This is a genomic window from Saccharothrix stipae, from assembly GCF_054781895.1.
In genome coordinates this window covers 157,084-171,392 of record NZ_BAAGTN010000005.1, presented here as the reverse complement: position 1 = coordinate 171,392, position 14,309 = coordinate 157,084, and the positions used below count along the sequence as shown (strand labels likewise).

The following is a 14,309-nucleotide window of genomic DNA, read 5'->3' as shown; positions in this document are numbered from 1 at the left end:
GGACGGCTATCTTTAACGTGTGAACTGGACCGTGGACGTGCCCGTGGACACGCTTCCCGAGCTTCCGCCCCTACCGCCCGAGCTGCGCGACCGGCTCCACGACGCGCTGGGCAGGCCCGCCGCCCAGCAGCCGGAGTGGCCGGACGCCGAGCAGGTGCGCCGGGTGCGCGCCGTGCTGGAGAGCGTGCCGCCGATCACCGTGCCCGCCGAGATCGACCGGCTGCGCGACAACCTGGCCGAGGTCGCCCGCGGCGAGGCGTTCCTGCTGCAGGGCGGCGACTGCGCGGAGACGTTCGCGGACAACACCGAGCCGCACATCCGCGCGAACGTCCGGACCCTGCTGCAGATGGCCGTCGTGCTCACCTACGGCGCGAGCCTGCCGGTGGTGAAGATCGGCCGCATCGCCGGCCAGTACGCCAAGCCGCGCTCGTCGGGCATCGACGCGCTGGGCCTGCCGTCCTACCGCGGCGACATCGTCAACTCGCTGGTCGCCACGCCCGAGGCACGCGTGCCGGACCCGTCCCGGATGATCCGCGCCTACGCCAACGCGGGCGCGGCGATGAACCTGCTGCGCGCGATGACCACCGCGGGCATGGCCGACCTGCACCGGCTGCACGACTGGAACAAGGACTTCGTCCGCCAGTCGCCCGCGGGCGAGCGGTACGAGGCCCTGGCCGGCGAGATCGACCGCGGCCTGCGGTTCATGTCGGCGTGCGGCGTGAACGACGCGTCGCTGCACACCACCGAGATCTTCGCCTCGCACGAGGCGTTGCTGCTGGACTACGAGCGGGCGCTGCTGCGCCTGGACACCAACGGTGACCAGCCGAAGTTGTACGACCTGTCGTCGCACTTCCTGTGGATCGGCGAGCGGACCCGGCAGCTGGACGGCGCGCACGTCGCGTTCGCCGAGCTGCTGTCCAACCCGATCGGGTTGAAGATCGGGCCGTCCACGACGCCGGAGATGGCCGTCGAGTACGTCGAGCGCCTCGACCCGCACAACCAGCCCGGCCGGTTGACCCTGATCAGCCGGATGGGCAACGGCAAGGTGCGCGACGTGCTGCCGCCGATCATCGAGAAGGTCACCGCGTCGGGCCACCAGGTCATCTGGCAGTGCGACCCGATGCACGGCAACACGCACGAGTCGTCCACCGGTTACAAGACCCGGCACTTCGACCGGATCGTCGACGAGGTGCAGGGCTTCTTCGAGGTGCACCGGCGCCTGGGCACCCACCCCGGCGGCATCCACATCGAGCTGACCGGCGAGGACGTCACCGAGTGCCTGGGCGGCGCCCAGGAGATCTCCGACCTGGACCTGGCCGGCCGCTACGAGACCGCCTGCGACCCGCGCCTGAACACCCAGCAGTCGCTGGAACTGGCCTTCCTGGTCGCCGAGATGCTGCGGAGCTGAGAGAACCTCGATCGGCAGTGGCCCCCGACTCCGACGAGTCGGGGGCCACTGCCGTGTCAGACCGCGATGATGGTGATCTTGGTGTCCTTCGGGACGCGCTCACCGGCCCGGATGGACTGGTTCACCACGCGGGCCCGGTCGCGGTTGTTGAACTGGACGTCGACCTTGAGGCCCGCGTCCTCCAGGATCTTCTTCGCTTCCTTGACCGTCTTGCCCTCGACCTGCGGCACGGTCACCGAGTCGGCCGACACGATGACGGTCACCTGCCGGTTGTTCGGTGGCAGGTTCGTGCCCGCCGGCGGGTCGGTGCGGATGACCTTGCCCCCGTCGACCTTGTCGGAGAACTCCGTCGGGCCCTCGACCGGGTCGAACCCGGCCGCGCTCAGCTCGGCGAACGCCTCGTCCTTGGTCTTGCCGGTCACGCTGGGCACCGGCCTGGGCTGGGAGCCCTTGCTGAGCACGATCGTCACCGTGGAGCCGATCGGCACCGGCGTGCCGGGCGCGGGCTTCAGGGTGACCACCTTGCCCTTGGGCACGCGGTCGCTGAACGCGTCCTCAGCCGGGTTGAGCTGGGACTTCAGCCCGACCGAGGCAATCTCCTGCTCGGCCGCGGCCACCTCGACGCCCCCGTTGACCTGCGGCACGACCGGCTTGCCTGCGGACACCACGAGCCGCACCAGGTCGCCCTGGTTGGCCTTGGTGCCGGCGGGCGGGTCGGTGCTGATCACCTGACCGCTGGGCACGGTGTCGCTGTTCTCGGTCCGCAGCGACCTCTTCAACGACGCCTCGTCCAGCAGCGCGGTGGCGGTGGTCTCGTCCTTGCCGACCAGGTCCGGCACGGTGGTGACCCGGCCCACCACCAGCCACCAGCTGGTGATGCCGATGATGAGGGCGGCCACCACCACGACGCTGATCCACGTGATGAACTGCCGCTTGCTGCGCGCCCGCATCTCCTCGTAGAGCTGTTCGGGCGTCTTCTTCTTCGGCTGTCTCTTCGGGCGCGGGCGGACCGCGGGGGGCACCGGCGCGGCCGGCTCGGGCGGCGCGATCAGCTCCGCCCGGGAGATCGCCCTGGTGCCCTGCGGGCCCGCTGACGGCGGCACGAGCGGGTTCGGCCGGCGCACCGGCACGGTCGGGTCGGCGAACGGCGCGCCCGCGCCCACCCGCACCGGCTCCACCCGCAACGTCTGCTCGGCCAGGCTCAGCGGCACGTGCTCGGTGGCCTCCTGCGCGGGCGCGGCGGCGACGGGCACCGGCACGTCCACGGTGGCCAGGCCCAACCTCGCCCGCGCGGTCTCCACCTCGGACAGGAACGACTCGGCGTCCGCCGGCCGCAGGAACGGCTCCTTGCGGGTCGCCCGCCGCACCAGCTCCGCGACCTCCGCGGGCACGTCCGGCACCGCGGGCACGTCGTCGTTCACGTGCCGGTAGGCCACCGAGATGGCGTTGTCGCCCACGTACGGCGGCGCGCCGGTCAGCATCTCGTACAGCAGCACGCCCGCCGAGTAGACGTCGCTGCGCGCGTCCGTGGTACCGGTGGTGACCTGTTCGGGTGACAGGTAGGCGACCGTGCCCAGGATCATGGTGTCGCTGGTCACACCGGCCGTGGAGACCGCCCGGACCAGGCCGAAATCGGCGACCTTCACCGTGCCGCCGGACCCGATGAGCACGTTCTCCGGCTTCACGTCCCGGTGCACGAGGTCGGCCCGGTGCGCGGCGGCCAGCGGCGAGAGCACCTTCTCGATCACGGTGAGCGCCAGCGCCACGTCCAGCTTGCCGCGCGCGTTGAGCAGGTCGCGCAGCGTGCCGCCCTCGACCAGCTCCATGACCAGGTAGACCCGGTCCTCGTCCACGCCCTGGTCGTGCACCTGCACCACGCCGGGGTGGTGCAGCTTCGCCGCGGCCCGCGCCTCGCGCTCGAACCGCGCCACGAACTGCGGGTCGGCGGAGAACCTGGGGTCCATGACCTTGATGGCCACGGTCCGCTCCAGCCGCGTGTCCACACCGCGGTACACGGTGGACATGCCGCCCCGCGCGACCAGGGTGCCTACCCGGTAGCGTTGTTCGAGCAGCCCGCCGATCACGTTCGTCGCCGACCTTTCCACAGCCGTGGATCGTACGGTGGGTGGTGCCGACCGATGCTGTGCGCAGGAGCATCCCACGCCCGCTTGTGGGATCCGCGTCAAAGCGGGTCGAAACAGGGGGTGTCCGCAAGGGGACCCGAGGGTGTACCGCCACCACCCGGTTGGCGCAGGGCGTCGTTCACGTCGTTGTGGCATCGTGACGCAGGTGAGTGCGATTCCTGCCGCTGCGGATGTGCTGGCTCCCGACCTGGAGGTCCTGTCCCTCCCCGAGGTCGCTGAGCGTCTTGACCTGCCGATCAACCGAGTCCACCAGTTGCTGCGCGACGGTCAGCTGCTCGCGGAGCGCCGGAACGGCGTCCTCGTCGTCCCCGCCCAGTTCCTCGCCGCCGGAGGCGTGGTCAAGGGGCTGCCCGGCACCATCACGGTGCTGCGCGACTCCGGCTTCTCGACCGAAGAGATCCTGCGGTGGCTGTTCACCGAGGACGACACCCTGCCCGGCACGCCCGTCGAGGCGTTGCGCGGCGACCGCGGCCGTGAGGTGAAGCGGCGGGCACAGGCCCTGGCGTTCTGACGCGCCGACGCACCACTTCTCCCAGAAGACCGTTCAACGCCAGACGACCGTTCAACGCCAGACGACCGTTCGACGCCGGACGACCGTTCGACGTCCGGGCGGCCCCCGACCGGGGAGTCGTCCGGACGTCGCGCCTCCGGCTAGCGCCCGGTGACCCTGGCCGCCAGCGCCCGCGCGAAACCGGGCCCGGCCACCGCGAGCCGGCGCGCGTTCGGCACCACCACCCGCCGGTCCAGCACCTGGTAGTCGGCCGCCGCGATCTCGTCCAGGATCTCCCGGTACAGCGTGAGCGCGGTCCGCACGCACGGCCGCGACACGGGCCGCAGCATCGGCACACCCACCTCGGCCTCCCGGTACTCGGCCAACGTGTGCGCGACCAGGTGCCGCATCACCCGCCGCACCCGCTGGTCGGGCCGCCCGGTCTGCCGGCACCACACCAGCAGCTCCCGGTCGACGCCGTGGGCCGCCAGCACGTCCTGGGGCAGGTAGACCCGGCCCCGGTCGAGGTCCTCCCCGACGTCGCGCAGGAAGTTGGTCAGCTGGAACGCCCGGCCCAGCGCGGCGGCGGGCGGCTCGGCCAGGGCGCGCGGCACCACCGTCCCGAACACGGGCAGCAGTTGCAGCCCGATCACCGCCGCCGAGCCGTGCACGTACCGCTCCAACGCCGGGAAGTCCGGGTAGGACGTGACGGTGAGGTCCATCCGCATCGACGTGAGGAAATCGGTGAACAGGGCCGGGTCGATCGAGTGGCGGCGCACCGCGTCCACCAGGGCGACGAGCACCGGGTGTCCCGTGGCACGTCCCGCCAGCTCGTCGAGCAGCTGCGCCTCCAGCAGCTTCAGCTCGGCCGCCGGGTCGGCCGACCCGCCGCTGTCCACGATCTCGTCGGCCAACCGCGCGAAGCCGTACAGGGCGTGCACGGCGGGCCGCTGGGCGGGCGTGAGCAGGCGCGTGGCGAGGTAGAACGTGCGGCCGTGCCGGGCGTTCAGCTCGCGGCAACGGGCGTAGGCGGCGGAGACGTCCGGCCCGGCGCGGTCCGTCACCCGTACCTGCCGGACAGCCGCAGCGGGTCCGGCTTGGTCAGCGAGACGCACGCCAGCGCCGACACCGCCGCGACCATCGCCAGGTACACCCACGAGTACAGCGCCGTGTCCCCGTTGGGGAAGGTCACCAGCAGCAGCCAGGTGGAGAAGAACGCGGCCGCCTTCAACCCGGTCGTGGTCCACGGCAGCGCCGCGGCCATCACCAGCGGCCAGCTGAAGTACCAGGGCAGCGTGGCGGGGGAGAGCAGGGCCACGGCCAGCATGGTGATCGCGGCGCGGCGCATCGCCTCCGGACCGCCGTCCTGCGCGGCCCGCCACTGCCGCCACGCGATGTAGACCAGCAGCACCGAGCCGAGGCCGCGGGCGATGGTCATGAACCAGCCCGGCTCGACCCGGACGAACGCGTTGACCACGGTGTGCGCGAAGTCGCCGACCGCGCTGGGCAGCGACAGCCAGTTCACGATCGTGGACGACGAGCTGAGCGCCGGGATCCAGCCCAGGTCGAGACCGGACACCGCGGTGGTCGCGGCGAACACGGCGACGAACGTGACCAGGCCGCCCGCGATGGCCTTGCCGAGCCGTGCCGCCCGCGTGCCGCCCAACCTGCCCGCCCAGACCAGCACCAGGAACGGCAGCGCGACCACGGCGGTCGCCTTCACCGCGAACGCCAGCGTCACCACCGCGATGCCCGGCACGTGCCTGCGGTCGAGGACCAGCAGCACCCCGGCGGCCAGCAGGCCGACCATCAGCAGGTCGTTGTGCGCGCCGCCGATGAGGTGCACGAGCATCAGCGGGTTCGCCACGGCCACCCACAGCGCGACCGCGGGCCGACCGCCGAGGTGGCGGGTCAGCCCGGGCAACGCCCAGCACAGCAGCACCAGGCCGAGGGCCAGCACCAGCCGCATGGCCACCACGCCGCCGATGACGCTGCCCGCGGTCGCCCACACCACGCCCTCGGCGAGCATCAGGAACAGCGGCCCGTACGGCGCCGGGGTGTTCTGCCAGACCCAGCTCACGTTGTCCGACAGCGGGCTCTGCAGCACCGCGGGACCCACGGAGTAGGGGTCGAGGCCGTTGAGCGCGATCTGGCCCTGTGCCAGGTAGCTGTAGATGTCCTTGCTGAACAACGGCGGCGCGAACAGCAGCGGCAGCGTCCACGCCACGATCGCGGTGAGCACCGCGGCGCTGCCGACGTGCCGGTTGCGCACCATCCGGCCCAGCCGGATCCACGACCAGATCACCATGCCGAGCCCGACGTAGAGCACCGCGGTGGCCAGGTCGTGGCCGTGGCCGTACCGGATGAAGCTCAGCGAGGTGTCGGCGATCAGCGGGTCGTGCTTGAGGATCGCGCCGGCGCCGGTGCCGCCCAGGGCGATCAGCATGACGCCGCCGACGCCGAGCAGGATGGTGCGGATGGGGATGCCGCCCGGATCCGGCCGGTCCGATCGGCCCCCGTCGCCCGGAACCCGGGTAGCCGACGACCGCACCGGCCCGACAGGTGCGGCGCTCGATCTCGGGAAGGACGGGGTCGCGGCCATCGCGCGAACATCGTCGCACAACGTCAAGACGCGCCGGCACGTGATGGCGCTGTCTGGTGACACGCTCGTAACACCCGGAGCGATCCTTGCACGCCGCAGGTCACCCGGGGGAGTGACCACATGGAGTATTCGATCACCCGGTCGGGATCGGTCCGACCTGCGCCGAGTACCGCCGGATCCCCCGTCGGGGTGCACTGTTCAACACGTGCCCGCGGTGGACGGCGCCGCGCGGGGTGCGCGACGTCACGTCCCGACGCCGGTCATCGGCGGGTGTGCGCCCGCCGCGCCGCCACCGACCGCCGGGACCTCGAGGCGGTGGCGCCCGTGATCCGCTGGGCGGCGAGCCGGCCCGAGATCAGCACCGGCGGCACGCCGACGCCCGGCGTGGTGCCGCACCCGGCCAGCACCGCGTTGTCCAGCACGAGGTTGCGCGGCCGGAACGGGCCGGTCTGGGCGAACGTGTGCGCGGCCGAGAACGGGGTGCCCGCGGCCAGGCCCATCGCGGCCCAGTCCCGCGGCGTGACCAGGTGCTCGACCTCGATCGCGGCGCCGAAACCGGTCAGCCCGCGCGCCTCCAGCACGCCGACCAGCTCGTCGCGGTAGGCCGGGCCGACGCGGTCCCAGTCGATCGGGCCGGTGCGCAGGTTCGGCGCGGGCGCCAGCACGAACATGCCCTGCCCCGGCGGCGCGGTGACCAGCAACGACGGGTCGCTCATCAACGTGCCGCGGCGGGTCAGCTCGTCGAACGTGCGCTCCCACGCCGCGCCGAAGAGCAGCGTGTGGTGCGCCAGCTCCGGCCACGTCCGGTCCACGCCCGCGTGCAGCACGACCGCGGACGGCGACCACGTGATCGGCACCGGCCGGCGCGGGCGGTGGCCCAGCAGGCGGTACGACATCGGGAGGTCCGGTGTGAGCACCACCGCGTCGCACGGGATGCGCTCGCCGTGCGTGGTGCGCACCGCGGTGACCCGGCCGCCGATGCGCTCCAACCAGGCCACCGGGGTCTGGAAGCGCAGGTCCGCGCCGGCGTCCCGGGCCGCCGCGGCCAGCGCGTCCGGCAGCGCCCGCATCCCGCCTTCGGGGTAGTGGACGCCCGCGATCGTGTCCATGTAGGCGATCACGGCGTACGCGGCGAGGGCCTTGCGCGGCGGCACGCCCGCGTACAGCGACTGGAACGAGAACACCCGCTGCAACCGCTCGTCGTGCAGGAACCGCGCCACCGACGGCCCCAGCCGCCCGAACCCGCGCAACGCGGCCAGCTTCGCCAGCTGCGGGGTGAGCAGCGACAGCGGCGAGTCGAAGTTCGAGCCGATGAACCGCTCGCGCTCCACCCGGTACAGCTCGGTCAGCCAGCGGCGCAGCGCCCGGTACCCCTGCGCCTCGCGCGGACCGGCGAACCGGCGCACCTCGGCCTCCATCGCCTCGGCGTCGGAGTGCACGTCCAGCGTGCTGCCGTCGGCGAAGCGGGCCCGGTAGGCGGGGTGCACCGGGCGCAGGTCCAGCCGGTCGCGCAGCGAGTCGCCCACCGCGTTGAGCGCCTCGTCCACCAGCTCCGGCATGGTCAGCACGGTCGGCCCGGTGTCGAACCGGTAGCCGCCCAGGTCCAGCCTCCCCGCCCGGCCACCGGGCACGGCGTCGCGCTCCACCACGGTGACCCGGCGGCCCGCGCCGAGCAGGTGCAGCGCCGCGGACAGCCCCGCCAACCCCGCGCCGACCACGACCACGTGGTCCGTGCGGCCGGTGACCGTGCGCATCGTCAGGAGGTCCGTTTCGTGGCGCTGATCGCCAGCTCCGCGAGCCGCTCACCGGCCGGTTCGGCGATCGGCGACCGGTCGAGGGCGCGCAGCGCGGACTCGGTCAGCTCGGCGATCCGCTCCTCGACCGCGTCCACCGCGCCGACCTCGCGCAGCCGCGCGCGGACCTGGTCCACCAGGGCGACGTTCAGGTCGGGCTTGCCCAGCGCCTCGTGCAGCACGTCCGCGCCGAACTCCATGCCCAGCGCCACCAGCAGCGTCCGCTTGCCCTCGCGCAGGTCGTCGCCTGCGGGCTTGCCGGTCACCGCGGGGTCGCCGAACACGCCGAGCAGGTCGTCGCGCAGCTGGAACGCCACGCCGATGTCGGTGCCGAACGAGCGCAGGCCGTCCACCAGCTCCGGTGACGCCCCGCCGATCGCCGCGCCCATGTGCAGCGGCCGTTCCACGGTGTACGCGGCGGTCTTGAGCCGGTCGATGCGCAGCGCGGCGCCCGGCGAGCTGTCGCCGCGCGCCTGCGTGAGCACGTCGAGGTACTGGCCCGCCAGCATCTCGGTGCGCATGTCCCGCCACGGCAGGCTCAGCCGCTGGAGGGCGTCGGTCGGCAGACCGGCCGCGAACAGCATGTCGTCCGCCCAGGCCAGCGCCACGTCCCCGATCAGCACCGCCGCCGCCAGCCCGAACCGCTCGGGCTCGCCCAACCAGCCCTCGTCGCGGTGCTTGCGGGCGAACCGGACGTGCACGGTGGGCATGCCGCGGCGGGTTTCGGAGGCGTCCATCAGGTCGTCGTGCACCAGCGCGCACGCCTGGATCAGCTCCAGCGAGCTGACCGCGGTGAGCACGGCCCCGGCCAGCTCGCCCTCCGGGTCGCCGCCTGCGGCGCGCCAGCCCCACCACGCGAACGTGGGCCGGACCCGCTTGCCGCCGCCGAGGACGAAGTCGGCCAGGGCGTCCACGGCGCCGGTGAAGTTCTCCTCCATGCGCGCACCCAGTGCCCGGCGGTCGGCTAGGTATCCTGCCAACGCTTCGTCGACGTGCTTGGGCAGTTCGAGGTCCAACGGGTGGGGCGGCACCCGTCTATGGTCACCTCTGCTCCCGCCGCGTGCCCAACCGGGGGGCTGGTCCCATCCAGTGAAAGGAATCTCCCACTGTCCGGACGTACCTCTAGGCTGGCCGGCATGACGTCGGTGGTCGAGCGCCTGCGCGGGGGGTCCCCCGTGTTCTCCGTCGAGTTCTTCCCGCCGCGCGACGAGGCCGAGGAGACCATCCTCTGGCGCGCGATCCGCGAGCTCGAAGCCCTCGACCCGGCGTTCGTGTCCATCACCTACGGCGCGGGCGGGTCGTCGCGCGACCGGACCATCCGCACCACCGGCCGGGTGGCGCAGGAGACGACCCTGCTGCCGATGGCGCACCTCACCCTGGTCAACCACTCCGTGGCCGAGCTGCGCAACGTGATCGGCTGGTACGCGGCCGTCGGCGTGCGCAACATCCTCGCCGTGCGCGGCGACCCGCCCGGCGACCCGAACGGCGAGTGGGTGCCCCACCCGGAGGGCCTGACCTACGCCGAGGAGCTGGTCCGGCTGTGCCGCGAGCTCGGCGACTTCTGCGTCGGCGTGGCGGCGTCCCCGTACGGCCACCCGCGGTCGACGGACCTGGACGAGGACACCAAGTACCTGGTGCGCAAGCTGCGGGCGGGCGCGGACTTCGCGATCGCGCAGCTGTTCTTCGAGCCGGAGGACTTCCTGCGCCTGCGCGACCGGGTGGCGGCGCTGGGCTGCGACACGGTGCTGATCCCGGGCCTCATGCCGCTGACCACGCCGCGGACGTTGGCCAAGACGGTGGAGCTGTCGGGCGCGTCGGTGCCGGACTCGGTGGCGCGCCGGCTCGACCCGTACGCCGACGACCCGGCGGGTTTCCGCGCGGCCGGGATCGACCTGGTGACCGAGGTGGGGGAGCGGCTGCTCGCCGAAGGCGTGCCGTGCCTGCACTTCTACACGTTCAACCGGTCGAAGGCGACTCGGGAGATCGTCGGCCGCCTGGGTCTGGTGCCCGCCCGCGCCTAGGCTGCGGCCATGGCGGAGATCACCACCCTGTTGATGTTCGAAGGCCGGGCCGAAGAGGCGATGACGCTGTACATGTCGCTCTTCGCCGACTCGGAGGTGCTGACCATCTCGCGCTACGGGCCCGAGGGGCCCGGGGCGGAGGGTTCCGTGGTGCACGCGACGTTCACGCTGGCCGGGCGGACGTACGGGTGCATGGACAGCTCGCAGAAGCACGAGTTCACGTTCACGCCCGCGGTGTCGTTGTACGTGAGCTGCGAGACCGAGGACGAGATCGACCGCCTGTACGCGGCCCTGTCCGACGGGGGCCAACCGCTGATGCCGCTCGGCGACTACGGCTTCAGCCGCAAGTTCGGCTGGACCAACGACCGCTTCGGCGTCTCCTGGCAACTGAATCTGGTCTGAGCGACCCGCGGCCCCTCAGGCGACGCGGTGGCGGCGGTGGGCGACGACGGCCAGCACCACCACGATCAGTGCCGCCCCGCCGGTCAGCCCGGCCACCAGCATGGTCCAGCCGAAGTAGGACACCGAGTTCGCGCCGGCGTACCGGACCGTCGCGGTCAACATCGACGCCTGGCCGGGCTTCGGCGACCACGAGATGGTGGCGTTGTCTTCCTCTCGCCCGTTCGTGTCGACAATTTCACCCGGGAAGCTGATCTTCACCTGGATGTCGGCGCGCTCCGGCGGCACCTGGGTGAGGTCGACCGACCCCGACAGCGTCACCAGGTCGCCGGACCGCCGGAACGTCAGCTGGTACCGGCTGGACGAGGCGCTGGTCGCCGCCGACAGCGCCTGCACCTCGTCGAACGTCAGCCCGCTGAACGACAGCTGCGTGCCGACGTAGTCGTCCACCTTGTACGGCTTGGTGGTGACCTTGCCCGCCAGCTCGTGCGGCACCTTCAGCTGCGGGCCGGGGTCGTTGTCCTTGGTCGGCGGCGTGGCGGCGGTGATCTCGCCGGACACGCGGTCGTCGGAGGACAGCGCCATCGCGGCGTGCAGCCGAACGCACCCCGTCAGCGACAGCATCGCGAGGAGGAAGACCGGCAGGAGGAGCGCGGAGGCCCTGGGCACGCGGCCATCCTGCCGGCCACGGTCAAAAGTTGACCGGAGGTACACGATCGTGAGCGTGGCTAATTACCTGTTGGAGGGACACCGCCCGCAGGTAACGTGCGGCTCATGTCACCCTCCTCCGCCGGCGTGCACGGCATCAGCAACCAGTTCGTGGCCGATTACGCGGCGGCGGACCCGCTGACCGCGACGTTCATCGGCAAGCCCGGCCACGACGACCGGCTCACCGACTACTCGCCGGAGGGCCACGCCGCCCGCGAGGAACTCGCGCGCAACGCGCTCGCCGCGATCAACGCCGCCGAGCCCGCGGACAAGTCGGAGGCCGACGCGAAGGCCGTGTTCCTGGAGCGGGTGGGTCTGGAGGTCGAACTCCACGAGGCGGGCCAGATGGAGGGCAACCTCAACGTCATCGCGAGCCCCGTGCAGTCGATGCGCGAGGTGTTCGACCAGATGCCCACCGACACCGCCGACGACTGGGCCGTGATCGCCAAGCGGCTCACCGCCGTGCCCGAGGCGGTGGCGAACCTGCGCGCGGGCCTGGCCCACGCCGCCGACCAGGGCCACGTGGCCGCGTTGCGGCAGGTCGGCAAGGTTGCCGAGCAGTGCGACACGTGGTCGGGCCGGACCGGCGGCAAGTCGTTCTTCGCCGCCCTGATCGCCGACGCGCCCGCGGACGGCGCGCTGCGCACCGAGCTGGAGACGGGCGCGAGGGCCGCCGCCGAGGCCTACGGCGACCTGGCCGCGTTCCTGCGCGACGACCTCGCGCCCAAGGCGCCGAAGAAGGACGCCGTCGGCGAGGACGTCTACCGCTTGCAGTCCCGCTACTTCACCGGCTCCCGCCTCGACCTGGGCGAGGCCTACGAGTGGGGCTGGGCGGAGTTCACCCGCATCGAGACCGAGATGAAGCAGGTCGCGAACCGGATCAAGCCGGGCGCGACCCTCGCCGAGGCCGCCGCCGCGCTGGACGCCGACCCGCGCTACCTGGTGCAGGGCAAGGACGGCCTGCGGTCGTGGATGCAGGAGCTGTCGGACAAGGCGTTGCAGGACGTGCGCGGCGTGCACTTCGACCTGCCGGACGAGCTGATGAAGCTGGAGTGCCGCATCGCGCCGCCCGGCGGTGGCGTCGGCGCCTACTACAGCGGCCCCACCCCGGACTTCTCCCGTCCCGGTCGCATGTGGTGGTCCGTGCCGGACGGCAAGGAGGAGTTCCCCACCTGGCGCGAGGTCTCGACCGTGTACCACGAGGGCGTGCCGGGCCACCACCTCCAGGTCGCCACGGCCGTGTACCAGGCGGAGAAGCTCAACGAGTTCCAGCGCCTGATGTGCTGGGTGTCGGGGCACGGCGAGGGCTGGGCGCTGTACGCGGAGCGGCTGATGCGCGAGCTCGGCTACCTGGAGGACGACGGCGACCTGCTGGGCATGCTCGACGCGCACCTGTTCCGCGCGGCGCGGGTGATCATCGACATCGGCATGCACCTGGAGCTGGAGATCCCCAAGGGCACCGGCTTCCACGAGGGTGAGCGGTGGACCCCGGAGCTGGGCCTGGAGTTCATGCTCACCCGGACCATCACCGACGCGGCGCACGTGCACGACGAGATCGACCGCTACCTGGGCTGGCCCGGCCAGGCGCCGTCCTACAAGCTGGGCGAGCGGCTGTGGCTGGCGGCCCGTGACGACGCCCGTGCCCGGCACGGTTCCGCGTTCGACCTCAAGGGTTTCCACAAGGAGGCCTTGGAGATGGGTGCCATGGGGTTGGACACTCTTCGTGAACGGCTCGCGGAACTCTGACCCGATCCGGTGACCTCGGCCTCACGCCGAGGTCACCCGGCTCGGTGTTGGATGGGTGAGCGGACGACCGTAGGGGGAACTGATGACCGGACGTGCGGTGCGAGCCGCGGTCGGTGCGGTGCTGGCCGGCGCGCTGCTCGTCGGCGGGTCGCCGGCGCACGTGCAGGCGCAGCCGCTCGGTGACCAGGCCGAGTGGCGCATCCGGCAGGAGATCGTGGACCACGCCCTGCGCCAGGTCGGCCAGCGCGAGGGGACCGGCAACCTCTACCCGCCGCAGTACCAGGTGGCGGGCCAGGGCGTGCTGCGGCCCGCGGAGTGGTGCGGCGTGTTCGTCAACTGGGCGTGGACGACCGCCGGCGTGCCGGACCGGCCGTCGATGCGCCCCGCGCCGGGGGCGTCCGTGCTGGATCAGGGGCACTGGGCGACGTACTGGCAGAAGTGGGGTCGGGCCAACGGCCGGTGGAAGGACATCGCGGAGCGCGACGTCGAGCCCGGTGACGCCGTGGTCTACGGCAACTACCCGGACATGCACGCGCACGTCGGTCTGGTGGTCGAGGTCAAGTACGACCGAACCGGTCGGAAGGCCACTCACGTTCGGACTGTCGAGGGCAACTTCGGCGACCGGGTCGTGTACTCGAAGCTGCGCAAGATCGAGGGTCTGAACGCGGGCAGGTACCTCCAGGCGTCGGGCTTCGTCTCCCCCTTCTAGCGCCAGCCCACCTGGGTGGTCGTGGGCGGTGCTGGGCGCGAAAGCCAGGGCTTTAAAGATCAAAAGCGTCCTCGCCGGACGGGCAGATCAGCAGGATGACGGGGTTGGGCGGTCGAGTCCCGTCCCAGCGTGTGCCGGGGTCCGTGTCATCCCGCCGACCTCCACAAGGGCAACCACACGTGTCAAGGGGGCCGTTCCAGCCCATCGTTCCTGTTGGGTCGGAAGGTGCCCCCTTGACACGTGCGGTAGGGCTGCGCCAGGTCGGCGGGATGACACGGACCCCTCCTTT

12 protein-coding genes are annotated in these 14,309 nt (G+C 72.1%); 6 read left to right on the top strand and 6 right to left on the bottom strand.

What is annotated here, in order from left to right:
- The first annotated feature begins 19 nt into the window (after positions 1-19).
- Positions 20-1,408, top strand: coding sequence for a class II 3-deoxy-7-phosphoheptulonate synthase (locus ACYVLT_RS09595; RefSeq protein ID WP_461119777.1), 1,389 nt, complete (start codon positions 20-22; stop codon positions 1,406-1,408).
- Positions 1,409-1,464: 56 nt separating this feature from the next.
- On the opposite strand, the gene ACYVLT_RS09590 is transcribed toward ACYVLT_RS09595, so the two are convergent.
- Entirely contained in the window at positions 1,465-3,513 is a 2,049-nt protein-coding gene (locus tag ACYVLT_RS09590) for a Stk1 family PASTA domain-containing Ser/Thr kinase (protein ID WP_461119776.1), read from the bottom strand.
- A gap of 184 nt (positions 3,514-3,697) precedes the next feature.
- Here ACYVLT_RS09590 and ACYVLT_RS09585 point away from each other — a divergent pair, with 184 nt between their 5' ends.
- Positions 3,698-4,063 (top strand): Rv2175c family DNA-binding protein, encoded by a 366-nt coding sequence (locus ACYVLT_RS09585; protein WP_461119775.1) that lies wholly within the window; start codon positions 3,698-3,700, stop codon positions 4,061-4,063.
- A gap of 140 nt (positions 4,064-4,203) precedes the next feature.
- Here ACYVLT_RS09585 and ACYVLT_RS09580 read toward each other — a convergent pair whose 3' ends face one another.
- From ACYVLT_RS09580 to ACYVLT_RS09565, 4 genes are all read right to left on the bottom strand, one after another.
- Positions 4,204-5,106, bottom strand: a complete 903-nt coding sequence (locus tag ACYVLT_RS09580) for a phytoene/squalene synthase family protein (protein WP_461119774.1) — start codon at positions 5,104-5,106, stop codon at positions 4,204-4,206.
- Positions 5,103-6,644, bottom strand: a complete 1,542-nt coding sequence (mptB, locus tag ACYVLT_RS09575) for a polyprenol phosphomannose-dependent alpha 1,6 mannosyltransferase MptB (RefSeq protein ID WP_461119773.1) — start codon at positions 6,642-6,644, stop codon at positions 5,103-5,105. The genes ACYVLT_RS09580 and mptB overlap by 4 nt, the downstream gene beginning before the upstream one ends.
- 260 nt (positions 6,645-6,904) lie before the next feature.
- Positions 6,905-8,398 (bottom strand): phytoene desaturase family protein, encoded by a 1,494-nt coding sequence (gene crtI, locus ACYVLT_RS09570; protein WP_461119772.1) that lies wholly within the window; start codon positions 8,396-8,398, stop codon positions 6,905-6,907.
- 2 nt (positions 8,399-8,400) lie between these two features.
- Entirely contained in the window at positions 8,401-9,468 is a 1,068-nt protein-coding gene (locus ACYVLT_RS09565; RefSeq protein WP_461119771.1) for a polyprenyl synthetase family protein, read from the bottom strand.
- A gap of 105 nt (positions 9,469-9,573) precedes the next feature.
- On the opposite strand from ACYVLT_RS09565, the gene ACYVLT_RS09560 reads away from it, so the two are divergent.
- The gene (locus tag ACYVLT_RS09560; RefSeq protein ID WP_461119770.1) at positions 9,574-10,458 is read left to right on the top strand and encodes a methylenetetrahydrofolate reductase; all 885 of its coding nucleotides are present in this window, start codon (positions 9,574-9,576) and stop codon (positions 10,456-10,458) included.
- A 9-nt stretch (positions 10,459-10,467) separates the two neighbouring features.
- Entirely contained in the window at positions 10,468-10,860 is a 393-nt protein-coding gene (locus ACYVLT_RS09555; protein ID WP_461119769.1) for a VOC family protein, read from the top strand.
- Between the two features lie 15 nt (positions 10,861-10,875).
- On the opposite strand, the gene ACYVLT_RS09550 is transcribed toward ACYVLT_RS09555, so the two are convergent.
- Positions 10,876-11,526, bottom strand: a complete 651-nt coding sequence (locus ACYVLT_RS09550) for a DUF3153 domain-containing protein (RefSeq protein ID WP_461119768.1) — start codon at positions 11,524-11,526, stop codon at positions 10,876-10,878.
- Between the two features lie 105 nt (positions 11,527-11,631).
- Here ACYVLT_RS09550 and ACYVLT_RS09545 point away from each other — a divergent pair, with 105 nt between their 5' ends.
- Together ACYVLT_RS09545 and ACYVLT_RS09540 are read left to right on the top strand one after the other, a co-directional pair.
- A complete protein-coding gene (locus tag ACYVLT_RS09545; protein WP_461119767.1) occupies positions 11,632-13,311 on the top strand; it encodes a DUF885 domain-containing protein in 1,680 nt (559 codons plus the stop codon).
- Positions 13,312-13,393: 82 nt separating this feature from the next.
- Positions 13,394-14,020, top strand: a complete 627-nt coding sequence (locus ACYVLT_RS09540; RefSeq protein WP_461119766.1) for a CHAP domain-containing protein — start codon at positions 13,394-13,396, stop codon at positions 14,018-14,020.
- Positions 14,021-14,309: the final 289 nt, after the last annotated feature.

What these genes read in the sequence shown, in the direction of transcription:
- mptB (WP_461119773.1), bottom strand. Translation starts at nt 6,644, where the DNA reads ATGGCCGCGACCCCGTCCTTCCCGAGATCGAGCGCCGCACCTGTCGGG.
- crtI (WP_461119772.1), bottom strand. Translation starts at nt 8,398, where the DNA reads ATGCGCACGGTCACCGGCCGCACGGACCACGTGGTCGTGGTCGGCGCG.
- ACYVLT_RS09560 (WP_461119770.1), top strand. Translation starts at nt 9,574, where the DNA reads ATGACGTCGGTGGTCGAGCGCCTGCGCGGGGGGTCCCCCGTGTTCTCC.
- ACYVLT_RS09555 (WP_461119769.1), top strand. Translation starts at nt 10,468, where the DNA reads ATGGCGGAGATCACCACCCTGTTGATGTTCGAAGGCCGGGCCGAAGAG.
- ACYVLT_RS09545 (WP_461119767.1), top strand. Translation starts at nt 11,632, where the DNA reads ATGTCACCCTCCTCCGCCGGCGTGCACGGCATCAGCAACCAGTTCGTG.
- ACYVLT_RS09540 (WP_461119766.1), top strand. Translation starts at nt 13,394, where the DNA reads ATGACCGGACGTGCGGTGCGAGCCGCGGTCGGTGCGGTGCTGGCCGGC.